Below are 18470 nucleotides of genomic sequence, written 5' to 3' on the forward strand. Positions count from 1 at the left end.
CCCGCTACGCAGCAGCTCGCTTCGCATCCACCATAACCACCAAGCTTTCTGACACGGGGACGCCATGCAGCGCGCCTTCATGGACCGGATCATCGACGGGATCGAGTGGATCGCCGCGTTCTTCGTCGGCATCGTCGCGCTCGACATCTTCCTGTCGGTGCTGCTCCGCAACACGCTGAACTATTCGATCCCCGATTCCTTCGACATCGGGCGCATGCTGCTCGGCATCCTGATCTTCTGGGGCATCGCTGCGACGTCATACCGCGGCACCCACATCACCGTGGATCTCATCTGGGGCAATGTTGGCCCGCGCTATCAGCGCTGGATCGACATCTTCGCAACGCTGGTACTGCTGTTCGTCGTCACGGTGCAGACCTGGACCCTGTTCGACAAGGTGCGCGGCACCTATGAGGACAACGTCCTCACCTTCGATCTGCACATGCCGACCTGGCCGTTCTTCGCCGTCGCCTGGATCGGCGACGTTTCGGCGGTGCTCCTGATCGCCATCCGGACCTATCGCCTGATCTTCCACCCCGAGGAGATTCATGACCCTCAAGTCAAGCCCACGGAGTAGCGCCGCATGAGCACGGATGCGGTTGCCGTCATCGGCTTCGTTGCGCTGTTTGCGCTGATGCTGCTGCGCGTGCCGGTGGGCATGGCGATGGGACTCGTCGGCGTGTCCGGCTTCGCCTATCTCGTCAACGGTACGGCGGCGCTGAAGCTGGTCGGCCAGACCTCGATGCGCACGGTCACGGACTACACGTTCGGCGTGATCCCGATGTTCCTGCTGATGGGAACGTTCGTGTCCAACTCGGGCATGAGCCGCGAGCTGTTCCGCGCCGCCAACGGCTTCGTCGGCCATCTGCGCGGCGGGCTCGGCATCGCCACGGTGGCGGCCTGCGGCGGCTTCGCCGCGATCTGCGGCTCGTCGGTGGCGACCGCCGCGACCTTCTCGGCCGTGGCCTATCCGGAGATGCGCCGCTTCGGCTATCCGCAATCCTTCGCCACCGGCGTCATCGCCGCCGGCGGCACCTTGGGCGCGATGCTGCCGCCGTCGACCGTGCTCGCCGTCTACGGCATCATCACCGAGCAGGACATCGGCAAGCTGTTCATCGCCGGCATCATCCCCGGCCTCTTGGCGATGACCATGTACATGATCACCATCACGGTGATCGGCCGTGTCAGGCCGGATTTCCTGCCCAGGGGCGAGGCGCCGCCGTGGCGCGAGCGCATCGCCGGCCTGAAGGGCATCTGGGCGCCGGTGCTGCTGTTCCTGTTCGTGATCGGCGGCCTCTACGGTCTGCCCTTCCTGCCGCGCTTCACGCCGACGGAAGCCGGCGGCGTCGGCGCCACCGGCGCGTTCCTGATCGGCGTGTTCACCGGCCGGCTGAACAAGGAGAAGATCCTGGCTTCGCTGCTGCAGGCGACGCGTACCGCCGCGGCCGTGTTCACTGTGCTGATCGGCGCCTTGATCTTCGGCTACTTCCTGACGGTGACGCAGACGCCACAGAAGGTGACGGAGTTCCTCACCGGTCTCGGCCTCGGGCCCTACGGGGTGCTGGCGCTGATCATGGTGATGTATCTCGTCCTCGGCTGCCTGATGGACGCGATGGCGATGATCATCCTGACCGTGCCGATCATCTTCCCGGTGATCTCGCATCTCGGCTTCGATCCGATCTGGTTCGGCGTCATCATCGTGATGACCGTCGAGCTTGGCCTGATCCATCCCCCCGTCGGCATGAACGTGTTCGTGATCAAGAGCGTGGTGAAGGACGTGTCGTTCTCGACGATCTTCAAGGGCGTGCTGCCGTTCGTCGCGACCGACCTGATCCGGCTGGTGATCCTGATCGCCTTCCCGCTCCTCGCCACCTGGCTGCCGCAACAGATGATGGCCCGCTGATGACGACTCCGATCCTCGAGACTCGCTACGTCTTCACCCTCACCGTGATGATCGGCGACGTCACCAGTGCCGGCGAGACCGGCATCGGCGTGCGCCGGATCATCCCGATCCATGGCGGAGAGGTGAAGGGCCCCGGTCGCGCCGGTGAGGGCATCAGCGGCAGGATCTGCAACTTCGGCGCCGACTTCCAGGTCATCCGTCCCAACGAGCTGATCGACCTCGAAGCGAAATACGGCTTCGAGACCGACGACGGCGCGACGATTTACGTCGAGAACCGCGGCATCCGCTTCGGGCCGGTCGACCTGCTGCAGAAGCTCAAGCGCGGCGAGCCGGTGGACCCCAGGCTGATCTACTTCCGCACCCACCCGCGCTTCGAGACCGGCCACGAGAAGTATCGCTGGCTGATGGAGCACGTCTTCATAGGCTCCGCCGCCCGCCACGCCGATCGCGTCCTCATCGACGTGCATGTGGTGCTGTAGGCTACGCTCTCCTTGCGAAGGGCGATCGCATAAAGCGGTCGGGAGTTTAGGGCTTGCCTGTCTCCACGTCGTCATGGCCGGGCTTGTCCCGGCCATCCACGTGGTTCTGCATGCTCCGAACGACGTGGATGCCCGGGACAAGCCCGGGCATGACGGAGCAACTGGTTGAAACGGCTGTTCGTCGCGACGGCTTCGTATTCGGTAGACCTACGACTAATCCTCGTCGTCCCAGCCCGAAGCCCGGCCGTAGCCGTCGTGGTCGCAATTGCGATAGTGGCGAGCCGGCACATAGCGGTAGCGCTCGTAGCCGTAGCCGTAGCCGCCATACGCCGCGTCGCGATAGTGGGACCGGTAGACCGGCGCAGGCTCATACGCCTGCGCTTCCGACGCTGCCGCCAGCGCGCCCCCGATGAGAGCTCCGGCCACCAGGCCGCCGAACAGCGCCGCGTTGCGCCCGTCGTGAGCCTGAGCCGGCGCCGCGCCGGCGAGCAGGGTGGCGGTGACGGCGAGCGCGGCGATGCCGCCTGCGAGAGATGTCTTCAGCGAAACCATGGTCCCCTCCATTGGGAAGTGTGGTGACGATGACGTTCTATAGGGCGCGCTTTGAAGCCACCCTGAATGCAATGTTGTCGGCCGTTCATCTCGGAAGTCGCCCCGGGGCTCCGGCCTAAACGGCAGCCTCCCAGCATATTCTGATAAAAATAAATATCTTGCGTGTTATCGGAAAACGTGATTTCCTCTCGCCATCCCGTCCCAAGCCGAGGGGCGTAGCGCGCGATCGTCACGACACGCGGGGCGGGGAGCGGTGGCCGCGATCATGTCGCAGCGTGTCTTCGGGCGCGCGGACGAACGACGTGACGCGGACGTGAAGTCGCAGCGTCCTGACACCCCGTTGCCGGTGTTACGTTCGCGATGGCGCCAACGCGCCGCGCGGATCATGGTGGCCAACAAGCCGGTGCACCAGGGAGACTGCGTATAAGCGTGAAGACCATCGCGCAGGGAAGGCCGGGCGTTCCCGGCTACACCTGTGGTACCTGCCGCCTGCATTTTTCTCGCAGGCGGGCCGCAGGCGTCAGCCGGCGCCTGGCCTTCCCTGCGCCCTCCGCACCGGAGGGTGAAGAATATCAGCAAGCCCCGGGCGTGATTTCGCCGCGGGAATGCCGGATCATGTCATTTGCCTTTGCGCGCAGGCGGGCCTTACGATGCTGCGCGACCGAGCCCCTCGGCGGCTTGTTCTTTTGCATTGCACAACATGATGTCGGGCGCCGCTTGTTGACTCCCGCGAAGATCGTTATAAAACATAACTATTCTGAACAGGACACAATAGAGCCCATGGGAAACGCCGACACCGCCACGCCTGCGGGGGATTCGTCTCTGCTGCAGATCGAACAGCAGGGCGCCGTCCTGACGATCGGGCTCAACCGCCCGGCCAAGCGCAACGCGCTGAATGACGGCATCATCCTCGCCATCGGCGAGTGCTTCACCAGCCTGCCTGACGACGTCCGCTGCATCGTGATCCACGGGATTGGCGACAATTTCTCCTCCGGCCTCGATCTCTCGGAGCTGCGCGAACGTGACGCCACCGAAGGCCTGGTGCACTCGCAGATGTGGCATCGCGTGTTCGACCGCATCCAGTATTGCCGCGTGCCGGTGATCGCCGCATTGAAGGGGGCCGTCATCGGCGGCGGTCTCGAGCTCGCCTGCGCCGCGCATATCCGTGTTGCCGAGCCGTCGGCTTACTTCGCGCTGCCCGAGGGCCAGCGCGGCATCTTCGTCGGTGGCGGCGGCTCGGTGCGGCTGCCGCGCCTGATCGGCGTCGCCCGCATGATGGACATGATGCTGACCGGCCGGGTCTATTCGGCGACCGAAGGCTCGTCCTACGGCTTCGCGCAATATCTGGTCGAGGCCGGCGCCTCGATGACCAAGGCGATGGAGCTGGCGGCGAAGATCGCGAACAACGCGCCGCTGACGAATTTCGCGGTGCTGCAGGCGCTGCCGATGATCGCCGAGGCCAATCCGCAGACCGGCCTGCTGATGGAATCGCTGATGGCCACCGTCGCGCAGAGCGACAAGGAGGCCAAGAATCGCATCCGCGCCTTCCTCGATCACAAGACCGCCAAAGTGAAGCCGACGTGACATGACCGCACAAACAATAACAAGCACACAGGGAGGAACGGACGACACGGCGCGCAGCGCCAGTGTTCATCCGTTGCGCGCGATCTCGTTCAATGACCCGGCCGTCACGGTCGACCGCCGAGACGACGGCACCATCTATCTCCGTCCGAAGCAGCCGCTCGGCGACTATCCGCCGCGGATCACCGACCGGCTGCATCACTTCGCCAAAGCCACGCCTGAGCGCGTGTTCATGGCCGAGCGCGTTGGCCCGGAGGGCTGGCGCGAGCTGACCTATGCCACGCTGCTGGCGGCGAGCCGGCACATCGCGTCGGGGCTGCTCGCGCGCGGGCTGTCGCCGAACCGGCCGGTCATGATCCTGTCGGGCAATTCGATCGACCATGCGCTGGTCGCGTTCGGCGCGCTCTATGCCGGCGTGCCGTTCTGTCCGGTGTCGCCGGCCTATTCGCTGGTGTCGCGCGACTACGGCAAGCTCGCCTACCTGATGAAGCTGCTGACGCCGGGCCTCGTCTTCGTCGACGACGCCGACAAGTTCGCCGACGCGCTCATCGCCAACGTACCCGAAGGCACCGAGATCGTGGCGTCGTTCGGCTCGGTGCCGGGCCGCAAGATCACGATGCTCGCCGATCTGATCGCATCGCCGCTGTTTCCTGGCCTCGACGCCGCCCATGACAAGATCGGTCCGGACACGATCGCGAAATTCCTGCTGACCTCGGGCTCGACCGGCAATCCGAAGGCCGTGATCAACACCCAGCGGATGATCTGCGCCAACCAGGTGATGATCCGCGAGACGCTCGCCTTCCTCAAGGACGAGCCGCCCGTGATCATCGACTGGCTGCCCTGGAATCACACATTCGGCGGCAACCACAACATCGGCCTGACCCTGTTCAACGGCGGCTCGATGTATCTCGACCAGGGCAAGCCGGTGCCAGGCGGCATCGAGGAGACCGTGCGAAACCTGCGCGAGATCTCGCCGACGGTCTATTTCAACGTCCCCAAGGGCTACGAGTCGCTGCTGCCCTATTTCCGCGAGGACCCGGCGCTGCGGAAGTCCTTCTTCCAGCGGCTGCACGCGATGTTCTTCTCCGGCGCCGCACTGGCGCCGCATGTCTGGAACGAGCTCGACGAGCTCTCGGTGGCCGAGACGGGCACTCGTGTGCCGATGCTGACGGGCCTCGGCTCCACCGAGACCGCACCGTTCTTCATGTCGGTCAATCCGCGCACCAGCCGCTCCGGCCATGTCGGCCTGCCCGTCTCCGGCAACGAGGCCAAGCTCGTTCCCAACAACGGCAAGATGGAAGTGCGCGCCAAGGGGCCGAACGTGACGCCGGGCTATTGGCGCCTGCCGGAGGTCTCGGCCGCGGCCTTTGATGACGAAGGCTACTACAAGATGGGCGACGCGCTGAAGCCCGTCGATCCCGACGACTTCAATGCCGGCTTCGATTTTGACGGCCGTGTTGCCGAGGACTTCAAGCTGGCGAGCGGCACCTGGGTTTCCGTCGGCCCGTTGCGGGCCCGCTTCGTGGCTGCGTGCGCGCCGCTGGCGCGCGATGTGATCATCGCCGGCATCAACCGCGACGAGATCGCAGCAATCGTCGTGCTCGATCTCGATGGTTGCCGCCTGATCAACGCGACCTTGCCGTTCGACGACCTCGCCGCCACGGCGGCCGATCCGCTGATCATCGAGGCCTTCCGTCAGCGCTTCGCAAAATTCCTGCAGACCGCGACCGGCTCGTCGACGCGCATCACGCGCGCCGTCCTGCTCGGCGTGCCGCTGTCGATCGACAAGGGCGAGGTCACCGACAAGGGATCGATCAACCAGCGCGCCGTGCTGGAGAACCGCAAGGACCTGATCGAACGCATCTACGCCGCGACGCCGGACGACGACATCATCATCGCCGGCTGATCGACGCATCCAAGGGAGAAACGACAATGTTGTTGAAGGACCAGGCCGCCATCGTCACCGGCGGCGCTTCCGGCCTCGGGGCCGCCACCGCCCGCAAGCTCGCTGCGCAGGGCGCCAAGGTCGCGGTGTTCGATCTCAACGCCAAGCTGGCGGACGAGGTCGCGGCCGAGATCAAGGGCGTGCCGGTGGTCTGCGACGTCTCGGACGCCGCCGGCGCGGAAGCGGCTGTTGCCAAGGCCGTCGAGGCGCTCGGCCAGCAGCCGCGCGTGCTGGTGAACTGCGCCGGCATCGGGGTCGCCAAGCGCGTCGTCGGCCGCGACGGTCCGATGCCGCTGGCCGATTTCGAGAAGGTCATCAAGGTCAACCTGATCGGCTCGTTCAACATGCTGCGTCTGGTCACCAACGGCATGACCAAGCTGGAGCCGCAGGCGACCGGTGAGCGCGGCGTCGTCATCAATACCGCGTCGGTCGCCGCCTATGACGGCCAAATCGGACAGTCGGCCTATTCCGCCTCCAAGGGCGGCATCGTCGGCATGACCCTGCCGATCGCGCGCGAGCTCGCGCAGTTCGGCATCCGCGTGCTGACCATTGCGCCCGGCCTGTTCCTGACGCCGCTGCTCGCCAACCTGCCGCAGGAGGCCCAGGACTCGCTCGCCGCCGCGATCCCGTTCCCTCGCCGCCTCGGTCACGCCGATGAGTTCGCCGCGCTGGCGCTGCACATGGTCGAGAACGCCTACCTCAACGGCGAAGTCGTTCGCCTCGACGGCTCGCTGCGCATGGCGCCGAAGTAAGTGCCGCGCGCCGACGTCCACGTGGTTGTCATTCCGGGACGACGCGCCAGCGTCGGGCCCGGAATCCATTCGGCGTCTAGCACTGCTGAGAGATGGATTCCGGGCTCGCGCTCCGCGCGCCCCGGAATGACGACGTAGAGAAACGGAGGGTGGGCAAAGCGTAGCGTGCCCACCGCCGCTGAAAATGGTGGGCAAGGCGCTGCGCGCCGTTGCCCACTCTACAGATCGCTATCGGCGATGGTGTGAGGCTTTCAAGACATGTTCGTTCACCGCCGCGACGTGCAGATCCAGTGGGGCGACTGCGATCCCGCCAACATCGTCTACTACCCGCGCTATTTCGCGATGTTCGACGATGCGACCTCGGTCATGTTCGAGGCGGCCGGGTTCTCCAAGCAGGACATCGTCCGTCGCTACGGCCTGGTCGGCATCCCCATGGTCGACACCCGCGCCAAGTTCTACATCCCCTCGACCTATGGCGACTGGATCACGATCGAGAGCCGGATCGAGAGCATCAAGCGCTCGTCCTTCGACGTCACCCACAAGGTGTTCAAGGGTGAGGCGCTGGCCATCGAAGGGTTCGAGACCCGGGTGCTGGTCGGGCGCGATCCGGCCGACCCGGAGAAGCTGAAATCGGCACCTTTCCCGGAGGAGATGCGAGCCAAGTTTCTCGGGGAATGAGGCGCGGAAATGGGTGCGACATGCGGCCGTCTTAAGGATGTTCAGCTGTCGTGCTTTGGTCGACTGGTGAGGAGTGATCTTCTCGTGTTCAATGCTATGATCACGTTTGGACACATATCGGCCGGTCGTGTTGGAAGATGCCCCAGACAGGGGGCGGGACTGCAAACAGGATCGGCGGATCACGAGCTGAACCGAAAAGATTGAGGGAGGATTTTATGAGGAAGGCCTATCTGGCGGCGGCTGGCGTCATCGCGATGCTGGCATCAGCGCCGGCGCTGGCGCAGACCAGCGAGATCACCATCGGCATCACCACGACGACGACGGGGCCGGGCGCGGCGCTCGGCATTCCCGAGCGCAATGCGCTCGAGTTCGTGCCGAAGGAGATCGGCGGCGTGCCGCTCAAGGTGATCGTGCTCGACGACGGCGGCGATCCGACCACGGCCACGACCAACGCCCGTCGCTTCGTGACGGAATCGAAGGCCGATATCATCATGGGCTCGGCGCTGACGCCGCCGACCATCGCGGTGTCCAACGTCGCCAACGAGGCCGGCATTCCGCATTTCGGCCTGGCGCCGTTCCCGGTCACGCCGGAGCGGATGAAATGGTCGGTTGTGATGCCGCAGCCGGTGCCGATCATGGGCAAGGTGCTGTACGAGCACATGAAGGCGCACAACATCAAGACCGTCGGCTATATCGGCTACTCCGACTCCTACGGCGACCTCTGGTTCAACGATCTGAAGAATCAGGCTGTGCCGATGGGCATCACCATCGCCGACGAGGAACGCTTTGCGCGTCCCGACACCTCGGTCACCGGCCAGGTGCTGAAGCTGGTCGCCGCCAATCCGGACGCCATCCTGGTCGGCGCCTCCGGCACCGCCGCGGCGTTGCCGCAGACCGAGCTGCGCGAGCGTGGCTACACCGGCCTGATCTATCAGACCCATGGCGCCGCGAGCATGGACTTCATCCGTATCGCCGGCAAGGCGGCGGAGGGGGTGATCATGGCGTCCGGTCCGGTGATGTCGCCGGAGACGCAGGACGACAGCGCGCTGACCAAGAAGCCGGGCATGGAGCTGAACAAGGCGTATGAGGGCAAGTATGGCCCGAACAGCCGCAGCCAGTTCGCCGGCCATTCGTTCGACGCGTTCGAGATCCTCAAGCGCATCATCCCGGTGGCGCTGAAGACTGCCAAGCCCGGCACGCCGGAGTTCCGCGAGGCCATCCGCCAGGCGCTGCTGACCGAGAAGGATCTGGCGGCCTCGCAGGGCGTCTACAACTTCACCGAAAAGGACCGCTCCGGCCTCGACGACCGCGCCCGCATCATCCTGACGGTGAAGGATGGCAAATACGTCCCGGCGAAGTAACTGGACGGACGATATCTTCGAGTGAGGAAGGCCGGCTCGGTGAGCCGGCCTTTCGGCCATTTGGACGATGATCTTTGTCGTTTTGGGAGCCTACCATGATTCCCGCCCCCACCGGAGCCACGCGGCTCCACATCATCATCGGCGATCCCGTCGCGCAGGTGCGCGCGCCGGCCGGCGTCAGCCAGGCGTTCTCGGAGCGCGGCAGCTATGCGATCCTGGTTGCGGTCCAAGTCGCGCCGCGCGACCTGACTGACTTCCTGGCGACGATGACACGGGTGAAGAATCTCGACGGCATCGTCGCGACCATCCCGCACAAATTCGCCTGCTACCGCGCCTGTGCGACGGCCACGGAGCGCGCGCATTTCATCGGCGCCGTGAATCTGATGCGGCGTGGTCCTGACGGCCGTTGGCATGGCGACATGGTCGACGGCCTTGGCTTCATCGGCGCTGCGAAGGGGGCGAGCTTCGATGCTGCAGGCTGCCGCGCGCTACAGATTGGCGCGGGCGGTGCGGGCTCGGCAATCGCTTTGGCGCTGATCGATTCCGGCGTGCGCGAGCTTGCCATTCACGACAGCGATGCCGGACGCCGCGATGTGCTGATCGCGCGCCTCAACGAGCGGGGCAAAGGCCGCGCCGTTGTCGGCTCGATGAACGCAACAGGCTTCGACATGGTTGCCAACGCCACGCCGGCAGGCATGCAGCCCGGCGATCCTCTGCCGGTCGACATGACGACCGTCAGCCCGTCGGCCTATTGCGGCTGTGTCATCACCCGGCCCGAGGTCTCGCCCTTCATCGCCGCTGCGCGCCAGCGCGGCTGCCTGACGGCGACCGGCACCGACATGTACCGGGCGCTGGAGCGCGTGATGGTCGATTTCCTGCTGTCGAAGGAGGCGCCCTCCTGAAGCAGCGCCTCACCCCATCGACATCGGGCTCAGCTCGCGGCCGCCTCGGCAAAGCCGAGATAGCTCGCCGCCACGCGCTCGTCGGTGGCGATCTCGCTGGCCTTGCCGTTAAGCACGAACTCGCCGAGCTCCATGACATAGGCGCGGTCGGCGACCTTGAGCGCGGCCTTGGCGTTCTGCTCGACCAGCAGCACCGAGACGCCTTCCTGGCGCAGCTTGGCGACGATTTCGAAGATGCCGGCGACGATGATCGGCGCCAGGCCAAGGCTGGGCTCGTCCAGCATCAGCATCTTTGGCGCGCCCATCAGCGCGCGCCCCATCGCCAGCATCTGCTGCTCGCCGCCGGAGAGCGTGCCGGCGAGCTGCTTGCGCCGCTCCTTGAGCTTCGGAAACAGCGTGTAGACGTGCTCGAAGCCGCGTGCGGCGTGGGCCTTCGACATTCTGAAAGCGCCGAGCTGCAGATTGTCCTCGACGTTCATGGTGGCGAACAGCTCGCGATGCTCCGGCACCAGACAGAGACCGCGCGCGACGCGGTCCTCGATCTCCAGCCGGGCCATGTCCTCGCCCAGGAAGGAGACGCGACCCTTCAGCGGAAACACGCCCATGATGGCACTGAGCAGCGTGGTCTTGCCGGCGCCATTGGCGCCGATGATGGTGACGATCTCGTTCTCGGCCACGGTGAGCGAGACCGAGCGGACCGCCTCGACCTTGCCGTAGGAGACATGGGCGTCGGTGACTTCCAGCAGCGTGCTCATGCGGTGGCTCCGAGATACGCCTTGATGACCTCCGGATTGGTCTTGATCGCGGCAGGTGTGCCCTCGGCGATCTTGGTGCCGAAATCGAGCACCACGATGCGGTCGGCGAGGTCCATGACAAATCCCATGTCGTGTTCGACCAGCAGCACCGACATGCCGCCGGCGCGGAGGTCGCGCAGCAGCGCGCCGAGGCGTTGCTTCTCCATGTGGCGCAGGCCGGCGGCCGGCTCGTCGAGCAGCAGCAGCATCGGATCCACGCACAGCGCGCGGGCGATCTCGACGATGCGCTGCTGGCCGAGAGACAACGAGCCGGCAAGCTGGTGCATCTGGTCGCCGAGCCCGACGCGCTCGATCTGCCGCGCGGCTTCCGCGAGCAGCTTGGCTTCGTCGCCGCGATCGAGCCGGAACATGCTCGTGAGCGCGTTGGAATGGCCGCGCAGATGCGCGCCGATCGCGACGTTCTCGAGCACCGTCATGTCCGGCACCAGCTTCACGTGCTGGAAGGTACGGGAAATGCCGAGCTTGACGACGTCCTGCGGCGGGGCGTTGCCGACGGCCTTGCCGAGCACCGAGATGTTGCCGGAGGTCGGCGGCAGCACGCCGGTGATCAGGTTGAAGGTCGTGCTCTTGCCGGCGCCGTTCGGGCCGATCAGCGCGACGATCTCGCGGGACTGGACGTCGAACGAGACGTTGTTGACCGCGACCACGCCGCCGAACTGCTTACGCGCGTTGTCGACCTGGAGCAGCACGTTTGGAGTCGTCGCAGATCGCTCCCGCGCCGGCAGTTTGACCGACGTGTCCGGCTGCTTGGCAACCGGCTTGAACGGCAGCCGCGCCGTCAGCCACGGCCACAGGCCGGTCGGGGCGAGCTGGAGAAGCGTGACGAGGAGAATGCCGAACACGATGGTCTCGAGCTGGCCCTCGCCATGCAGCAGCAGCGGGAGGTAGCTTTGCAGCACCTCTTTCAGCACGACGACGATCGCCGCGCCGAGCACGCCGCCCCAGACATAGCCGGCGCCGCCGACCACGGCGACGAACAGATATTCGATGCCGGCCTGGGCGCCGAACGGCGTCGGGTTCACGGCGCGGGTGAAGTGCGCATAGAGCCAGCCCGAGAGGCCGGCGAGCACGGCGGCATAGATGAACACCAGCAGCTTGGCGCGAGGTGCATAGACGCCGAACGCTTCCGCGGCGATGTGGCCGCGGCGCAGCGCGCGAATGGCGCGGCCGGTGCGGGAGTCCAGCAGGTTCATCGTCAACAGTGCGGAGATCAGAACGGCGGCCCAGATCGCGAAATAGATCGTGCCGGGATCGAGCATCTTGAGGCTGCCGATCGACAGCGGCGGGATGCCGGAGATGCCGTCGTTGCGGCCGAGGAAGGCGAGCTTGCTGAACAGATAGAACAGGCCGAGGCCCCAGGCGAGCGTGCCGAGCGGCAGATAGTGGCCGGACAGCCTGACCGTGACGAGGCCGAGCAGAACGGCGGCGAGGCCGGACACCAGCAGCGACAGCGGCAGGGTCAGCCACGGCGATACGCCGTAATTGGCCGACAGCACCGCAGTCGTGTAGGCGCCGAAGCCGACAAAGGCGGCCTGGCCGAACGAGGTCAGACCGCCGACGCCGGTCAGCAGCACCAGCCCCATCGCGACCAGCGCCGACAGGCCGATATTGTCGAGCAGCACGATCCAGAACGGCGGCATGCCCGGGACGAACGGGATCGCCGCGACGATGACGGCAAAGACGATGAGAGGCCAACGCTCGCGCACGGCTCAATCCTTCTCTTCTTCGACCGCGGGCGCGGCGAGCGAACGCAGCAGCAGAACCGGGATCAGCAGCGTGAAGACGATCACCTCCTTGAAGTTGGAGGCATAGAACGAGGAGAACGCCTCGACGATGCCGACGACGAGCGCGGCGACCGCAGTCAGCGGATAGCTGATCAGGCCGCCGATGATCGCGGCGATGAAGCCTTTGAGGCCGATCAGGAAGCCGGTGTCGTAATAGAGCGTCGTGATCGGGACGATCAGGATACCCGAGAGCGCGCCGATGGTGGAGGCCAGCAGGAACGCGATCTGGCCCGACAGCGTGGTGCGGATGCCGACGAGGCGGGCGCCGAGCCGGTTGACGGCGGTGGCGCGCAGCGCCTTGCCGTAGAGCGTCAGGCCGAAGAACAGCCAGAGGCCGACGATGAAGGCGATGGTGATGCCGTAGACCGCTATGCCCTGCCCGGTGAAGCGCAGCGAGCCGAGCGTCGCCGTGGCATTGAGCAGGGTCGGGCCACGCTGACCCTCGGCGCCGAAGAACAGCAGGCCGAGGCCCTGCAGTGCGAGGTGAACGCCGACCGAGGCGATCAGCAGCACCAGCACCGAGGTGTGCGCGAGCGGCTGGAACACGATGCGGTAGAGCGACAGGCCGATGCTGGCCACGATCAGCAGCGACAGCACCAGGCTGACGCCGGCGGGCATGCGCTGGTTCGCCGCCCACATGCTGGCGAGCAGAATGACGACAGGGAGGGCGACGTTGAGGCCGAAGGTGCGCGCGATCTTCGGCGCGTGCAGCGTCTTGCGCATGGCGTAGAGGTCGAAGGCGAAGGCCGCGAGCCCGATCACGACGGCGAGCTTCGCGGTGCCCGGCATTTGGCCGGCAGCGAGCGAGGCATAGGTGAGGGCGCCGTAGGTGACGAATTCGCCCTGCGGGATCAGGATCACCCGGGTGACGGCAAACACCAGCACGAGCGCCAGCCCGAGCAGCGCGTAGATCGCGCCATTGGTAATGCCGTCCTGCAACAGGAACAGCAAGATCGTTGTGTTCAAGACAGGACGCTCCCCCTCTGTGGTGACCGGGCGCGGCCGGCGCCCTGCGCCGTCCGCCGGTCTTGGGCAGTTGAATTGGGCTGCCCGTGTTTGATATAGTGGATAACAATTATCGATTATAATCTCAAGGCCGCTGTTCCGGCTGCGGCATTCGAGACCAGGGATGGAAGCAAATGCGATGAATTTGGCGGACCGTGATGGCCGATAGCGCCAAGCCCGTCAGCAAGAGGGAAAGCCGCAAGGAAGCTGCCGTAGCGGCCGACGAGACGCAAGCGGTCCAGCTCGGCGAGCTGTCGGATCTGCTTGGCTATGTGCTGAAACGGGCGCAGTTGAAGGTGTTCGAGGACTTCCTGCGCTGCGTCGCGCCGCTGCAACTGACGCCGGCCCAGTTCTCGGTGTTGCTGCTGCTCGACGCCAATCCGGGCCGTAACCAGACCGAGATCGCCAACACCCTGGGCATCCTGCGGCCGAACTTCGTGTCCTTGCTGGACAGCCTCGAGAGCCGCGACCTGTGTGCGCGGGTGCGTTCGGCCAACGACCGGCGCTCGCACATCCTGATGCTGACCGAGAAGGGCCGCGCCGTGCTGGCCCGCGCCAAGAAGCTGGTGGTGTCGAAGCACGAGGCGCGGCTCAACGAGCTGCTGGGCCCGGATGGCCGCGACGCGCTGCTGGCGATGCTCACCAAGATCGCGGAGGAGTTCTGAAGGACGCAGTCGCGCCCTTCAATCGACCAGGATGACCCTGACGTCGTTCACGTTGGTGAGCGTCGGTCCGGTCTGCAGCAGGCCGCCGGTCGCGGCGAAGAACGCGGTGGCGTCGTTGTTGGCGAGATAGGCCTGCGGATCCAGCCCCTGCGCCCGCATCGCGGCGATGACCTCGGCATCGACAAGCGCACCGGCCGGATCGGAGGCGCTGCCGCCGCCGCCATCGGCGCCGTCGGTGTCGCCGGCGAGCGCCGCGACGCCCTCCATGTCCTTGAGGAGGTCGGCGAGCGCCAGGGCATATTCCTGGTTCGGGCCGCCGCGGCCCTGGCCGCGCACCGTCACGGTGAGCTCGCCGCCGGAAATGATCGCCATGCGGCGGCCGAGCGCGCGGGCCTCGCGCGCCAGTTTGGCGTGATCGGCCGCGACCTCGCGGGCCTCACCCTCGAGATCGGCGCCGAGATCGAGCACGTCGTAGCCCGCGGCCTTGACGCTGGCCACGGCCGCCTCCAGCGAGCTGGCGGGGCGCGCGATCAGCTCGAACGAGGCGCGGACGAAGGCGGCATCGCCGGGCTTGCAGCTCTCATTGGCGGCATCATCGAGCGCCCGACCGATCGCCGGGTCGACCTCGAGCTTGTATTTGGCGACGATGCCGCGGGCATCGGCCAGCGTGGTCGGATCGGGCACCGTCGGACCCGATGCGATCGCCGAGGGATCGTCATGCGGCACGTCGGAGATCGCCAGCGTCACGATCTCGGCCTTCTGCCCGGCCCGCGCCAGCCGGCCGCCCTTGATTCGCGACAGATGCTTGCGGACCGTATTCATTTCGCCGATCGGTGCGCCCGAGCGGAGCAGCGCGCGGGTCAGCTGCTGCTTCTGCGCGAAGCTGACACCGTTCACCGGCGCGACCCAATTGGCGGACCCACCACCGGAGAGCAGCACCAGCATCAGGTCGCCGGGCTCGGCGGTTGCCGCCAATTGCAGCGTCTCGTCGGCGGCCTTCAGCCCGGCCTCGTCCGGCATCGGATGTCCGGCCTCGATCACCTTCACCCGCCGGGTCAGCACACCATGGCCGTGGCGGGTGGTTGCGATGCCGGTCAGCTTCGCGGGATCGAACCCGAGCGTGTCCAGGTAATGGCGCTCGGCCGCGAGCGCCATCGCGGCCGCGCCCTTGCCGGCGGCGAGGCAGATGATTCGTCCTTTGGGAGCCGCCGGCAGGAATGCCGGCAGCACGACGTCGGGATGCGCCGCGGCGACGGCGGCATCGAAGATCGAGCGCAACAACGGACGGCGGCTGGTCATGCGGCGCCGCCCATCTGCCGTGCAGAGCCTATTTCAGCTCGCCGCTCATGACCTCGCCGAACAACTGCCAGCGCTCGCCCTTGAACTGCATCAGCTGCAGCTGCTCGATCGGCTGGAAGTCGTCCGGACCGGTGGTCAGCGTGATGCCGGGCAACAGCCCGCCCTGCGCAAACTGCTTCAGGCCTGCCGCCTGCTTCATGACATTGGCGCGGGTCAGTTCGTCGCCGCATCGCTTCAGCACCTCGACCATCGTGGTGGCGATGTTGTAGCCGGTCAGCGCCGACGAATCCACGGGGTTGATCTCCGGCAGATATTTGGCGAGCAGCTCCCTGAACGCGCCGAGGCCCGGGTCGTTGGCCCATTGCGGATCGGACGCGTCCTTGGCATAGGCCGCCGAGATCACCCCTTGCGAGTTCTCGACGCCGGCCGGCCGCATCACGGCCGCGGTGGAGGCACTGACGTTCGAGATGATGGTCAGCGGCTTCCAGTTCATCTCGCCGAGCTTCTTGATCGCCTGCGCTCCGGACTTCGGCGTGGTGAACAGCACGACGATGTCGGGGTTGGCCGACTTCATCTTGACGATGTGCGATTCAACCGTGGGTTCGGCGATCTCGTAGCTCTCTTCCAGCACCAGGCGCGACGCATCACCGAGCCCGTCCTTGAGGCCCTTCAGGTAGTCCTTGCCCATGTCGTCGTTCTGGTAGAGCACGGCGATCTTGCCGGCGGGCTGCTGCGCGGTGAGATACTTCGCGTAGATGCGCGCCTCGGACTGGTAGCTCGGCAGCCAGCCCATGGTCCATGGAAATGTCTTGGGCTCATTCCACTTGGTGGCGCCGGTCGCGACGAACAGCTGCGGCACCTTCTTGGAGTTGAGATATTTCTGGATCGCCGTATTGGGCGCGGTTCCGAGCACGCCGAACAGGAACAGCACCTCGTCGCTCTCGACGAGCTTGCGCGCCTGCTCGACCGTCTTCGGCGGCGAATAGGCGTCGTCGTAGGAGATGAAGTTGATCTTGCGGCCGTTGATGCCGCCGTCGTCATTGACCTTCTTGAACACGGCCGTCATCGCCTTGCCGACCGAGCCATAGGCCGACGCCGGGCCGCTATAGGGCACGATATTGCCGATCTTGATCTCGGTGTCGCTCGCGCCGGTGTCGTATTTCTTGTCGGCATGGGCGCTGCCGGCAACTGCGCCGGCCAGGGCGAGACCGAGCATGCTGGAGACGGTGCGGCGGGTGAGGGCAGTGGTCACGTGGGGACTCCTCTCGGCCTTGGAGCTTGGCCTTGTTGTTGGATCCGCCCGCAAGGCGGGCGACTCGTTTCACTCCGGACGAGTCCCCATAGCGCAGCCGCGCGCTCGGCGTAACCGCCGCCGCTGCATGACCGCCTCTCTTTCAACTCCTAGCTTAAGAAATTCTTGGCAAAGACAGCAAAGATGCTTGGAGAGAGCGCCGCCTGCGGCGGGAGGCCGCAGGAGGCGGTTTCAACTGCGTTCCGTCGTTAGCCGCCGACGTCGGCGGAGATCACGTCGCCGAACAGCTCCCACTTCTCGCCCTTGAAGCGCATCAGCTGCAACTGGCTGACGGGTGCGAAGTCGGTCGCCGAGGTGTTGATCGTGATGCCAGGCAGCAGCATCTCGGTGCGGAAGTTGCGCAGGGATGCGGCCTGCTTCATAACGTTCTCGCGGGTGAGGTTGTCGCCGCACTGCTTCAGCACTTGGACCAGCGTCTGCGCGACGCTGTAGCCGACGACCGTTCCGCCGTCGAGCTTGTCGCCATCGGGAAAATCCTTGGACATGAAGTCGAGGAATTGCTTCATCCCGGCATCGTCCTTCCATTGCGGATCGGAGACGTCCTTCAGATAGGCCGCCGAGATGATGTCCTGCGAATTCTCATAGCCAGCCGGCTTCAGGACGCTGCCGACGGAGGCGGAGACGTTGTTGAGGATATGCAGCGTCTTCCAGTCGATTTCCTTGACCTTCTTGATTGCCTGCGCCGCAAATTTCGGCGTGGTGATGTTCACGAATACGTCGGCGCCCGTGGACTTGAGTTTGACAATGTGATTGTCGATCGAGGGTTCGGCGGTCTCGTAGCTCTCCTCCATGACGATCATTGAGGCGGCCTTGGCGCCAAGCCCGTCCTTCAGCCCTTTCAGATAGTCCTTGCCGTAATCATCGTTCTGATAAAGCACAGCGATCTTGGCGTCCGGCTTTTCCTTCAGCAGATATTTTGCGTAGATTCGGGATTCGCTCTGGTAGTTGGGCTGCCAGCCCATGGTCCAGGGGAAATCCTTCGGATCGTTCCACTTGGTGGCGCCGGTGGCGACGAAAAGCTGCGGGACCTTCTTCGAGTTCATGTATTTGTGGATTGCCGAGTTCGGCGGCGTGCCCAGCGAATTGAAGATGAACAGCACCTCATCGCTCTCGACCAGCTTGCGTGCCTGTTCGACCGTCTTTGGCGGCGAATAGGCGTCGTCATAAGAGATGAAGTTGATCTTGCGACCGTTGATGCCTCCCTCGGCGTTGATCTTCTTGAAGTAGGCCGCTTCCGTCTTGCCGATGATGCCGTAGGCCGAGGCCGGCCCGCTATAGGGCATGATGTTGCCGATCTTGATCTCGGTGTCGGAGGCGCCGGTGTCGTACTTCTTGTCGGCGGCGATTGCGGAGCTCGAGGCGAGGACGATGGCGGCGGCCGAGGCGAGGGCGGCCCTTCGCGTGATCATCATGGTGCGTTTCTCCCGTGTTGGTTTGGTT

Annotated in this window: 17 protein-coding genes; 10 read left to right on the forward strand and 7 right to left on the reverse strand. The window is 65.5% G+C overall.

Annotated features, from left to right (window positions below; translation table 11 throughout):
- Window positions 1-64: 64 nt before the first annotated feature.
- Genes QX041_RS28590 through QX041_RS28600 form a run of 3 tightly spaced genes read left to right on the forward strand, consistent with a single transcriptional unit; the run spans window position 65 to window position 2379 of the window.
- Entirely contained in the window at window positions 65-574 is a 510-nt protein-coding gene (locus QX041_RS28590) for a TRAP transporter small permease (RefSeq protein WP_315713754.1), read from the forward strand.
- Window positions 575-580: 6 nt separating this feature from the next.
- Window positions 581-1900 (forward strand): TRAP transporter permease, encoded by a 1320-nt coding sequence (locus tag QX041_RS28595; protein WP_315713755.1) that lies wholly within the window; start codon window positions 581-583, stop codon window positions 1898-1900.
- Window positions 1900-2379 carry a DUF3237 domain-containing protein gene (locus QX041_RS28600; protein WP_315713756.1) on the forward strand — a complete coding sequence of 160 codons (480 nt, stop codon included), beginning with the start codon at window positions 1900-1902 and terminating at the stop codon, window positions 2377-2379. Before QX041_RS28595 ends, QX041_RS28600 begins: the two co-directional genes overlap by 1 nt.
- A gap of 213 nt (window positions 2380-2592) precedes the next feature.
- Here the strand turns inward: QX041_RS28600 and QX041_RS28605 are convergent, their stop codons facing one another.
- Complete coding sequence (locus QX041_RS28605; RefSeq protein WP_315713757.1) at window positions 2593-2931, reverse strand: hypothetical protein; 339 nt, start codon at window positions 2929-2931, stop codon at window positions 2593-2595.
- Window positions 2932-3711: 780 nt separating this feature from the next.
- Here QX041_RS28605 and QX041_RS28610 point away from each other — a divergent pair.
- The 6 genes from QX041_RS28610 (at window position 3712) to QX041_RS28635 (ending at window position 10150) form a co-directional block, all read left to right on the forward strand.
- Window positions 3712-4515: a crotonase/enoyl-CoA hydratase family protein gene (locus QX041_RS28610; RefSeq protein WP_315714363.1), complete on the forward strand. Its 804-nt coding sequence runs from the start codon at window positions 3712-3714 to the stop codon at window positions 4513-4515.
- 1 nt (window position 4516) lies between these two features.
- Entirely contained in the window at window positions 4517-6418 is a 1902-nt protein-coding gene (locus tag QX041_RS28615) for a feruloyl-CoA synthase (protein WP_315713758.1), read from the forward strand.
- Window positions 6419-6444: 26 nt separating this feature from the next.
- Window positions 6445-7209 (forward strand): SDR family NAD(P)-dependent oxidoreductase, encoded by a 765-nt coding sequence (locus QX041_RS28620; RefSeq protein WP_315713759.1) that lies wholly within the window; start codon window positions 6445-6447, stop codon window positions 7207-7209.
- A gap of 258 nt (window positions 7210-7467) precedes the next feature.
- On the forward strand, window positions 7468-7887 hold the full coding sequence (locus QX041_RS28625) for a thioesterase family protein (protein ID WP_315713760.1): 420 nt from the start codon (window positions 7468-7470) through the stop codon (window positions 7885-7887).
- Window positions 7888-8102: 215 nt separating this feature from the next.
- Window positions 8103-9248 (forward strand): ABC transporter substrate-binding protein, encoded by a 1146-nt coding sequence (locus QX041_RS28630; protein ID WP_315713761.1) that lies wholly within the window; start codon window positions 8103-8105, stop codon window positions 9246-9248.
- A gap of 95 nt (window positions 9249-9343) precedes the next feature.
- Window positions 9344-10150 carry a shikimate dehydrogenase gene (locus tag QX041_RS28635; RefSeq protein ID WP_315713762.1) on the forward strand — a complete coding sequence of 269 codons (807 nt, stop codon included), beginning with the start codon at window positions 9344-9346 and terminating at the stop codon, window positions 10148-10150.
- A 29-nt stretch (window positions 10151-10179) separates the two neighbouring features.
- Here QX041_RS28635 and QX041_RS28640 read toward each other — a convergent pair whose 3' ends face one another.
- The 3 genes from QX041_RS28640 to QX041_RS28650 are packed head-to-tail and all read right to left on the reverse strand — an operon-like array spanning window position 10180 to window position 13715.
- Window positions 10180-10905, reverse strand: coding sequence for an ABC transporter ATP-binding protein (locus tag QX041_RS28640; protein WP_315713763.1), 726 nt, complete (start codon window positions 10903-10905; stop codon window positions 10180-10182).
- Entirely contained in the window at window positions 10902-12671 is a 1770-nt protein-coding gene (locus QX041_RS28645; protein WP_315713764.1) for a branched-chain amino acid ABC transporter ATP-binding protein/permease, read from the reverse strand. Before QX041_RS28645 ends, QX041_RS28640 begins: the two co-directional genes overlap by 4 nt.
- A gap of 3 nt (window positions 12672-12674) precedes the next feature.
- Window positions 12675-13715, reverse strand: a complete 1041-nt coding sequence (locus QX041_RS28650) for a branched-chain amino acid ABC transporter permease (RefSeq protein ID WP_315713765.1) — start codon at window positions 13713-13715, stop codon at window positions 12675-12677.
- Between the two features lie 197 nt (window positions 13716-13912).
- On the opposite strand from QX041_RS28650, the gene QX041_RS28655 reads away from it, so the two are divergent.
- On the forward strand, window positions 13913-14419 hold the full coding sequence (locus QX041_RS28655; protein WP_315713766.1) for a MarR family winged helix-turn-helix transcriptional regulator: 507 nt from the start codon (window positions 13913-13915) through the stop codon (window positions 14417-14419).
- 18 nt (window positions 14420-14437) lie between these two features.
- On the opposite strand, the gene QX041_RS28660 is transcribed toward QX041_RS28655, so the two are convergent.
- The 3 genes from QX041_RS28660 to QX041_RS28670 form a co-directional block, all read right to left on the reverse strand.
- A complete protein-coding gene (locus QX041_RS28660) occupies window positions 14438-15718 on the reverse strand; it encodes a glycerate kinase (RefSeq protein ID WP_316167358.1) in 1281 nt (426 codons plus the stop codon).
- Window positions 15719-15746: 28 nt separating this feature from the next.
- On the reverse strand, window positions 15747-16970 hold the full coding sequence (locus tag QX041_RS28665; protein ID WP_316167359.1) for an ABC transporter substrate-binding protein: 1224 nt from the start codon (window positions 16968-16970) through the stop codon (window positions 15747-15749).
- A 248-nt stretch (window positions 16971-17218) separates the two neighbouring features.
- Window positions 17219-18442: an ABC transporter substrate-binding protein gene (locus QX041_RS28670; protein ID WP_316167360.1), complete on the reverse strand. Its 1224-nt coding sequence runs from the start codon at window positions 18440-18442 to the stop codon at window positions 17219-17221.
- Between the last annotated feature and the right edge of the window lie 28 nt (window positions 18443-18470).

This window comes from Bradyrhizobium sp. SZCCHNRI2009 (genome assembly GCF_032485115.1).
Lineage (GTDB): Bacteria > Pseudomonadota > Alphaproteobacteria > Rhizobiales > Xanthobacteraceae > Bradyrhizobium.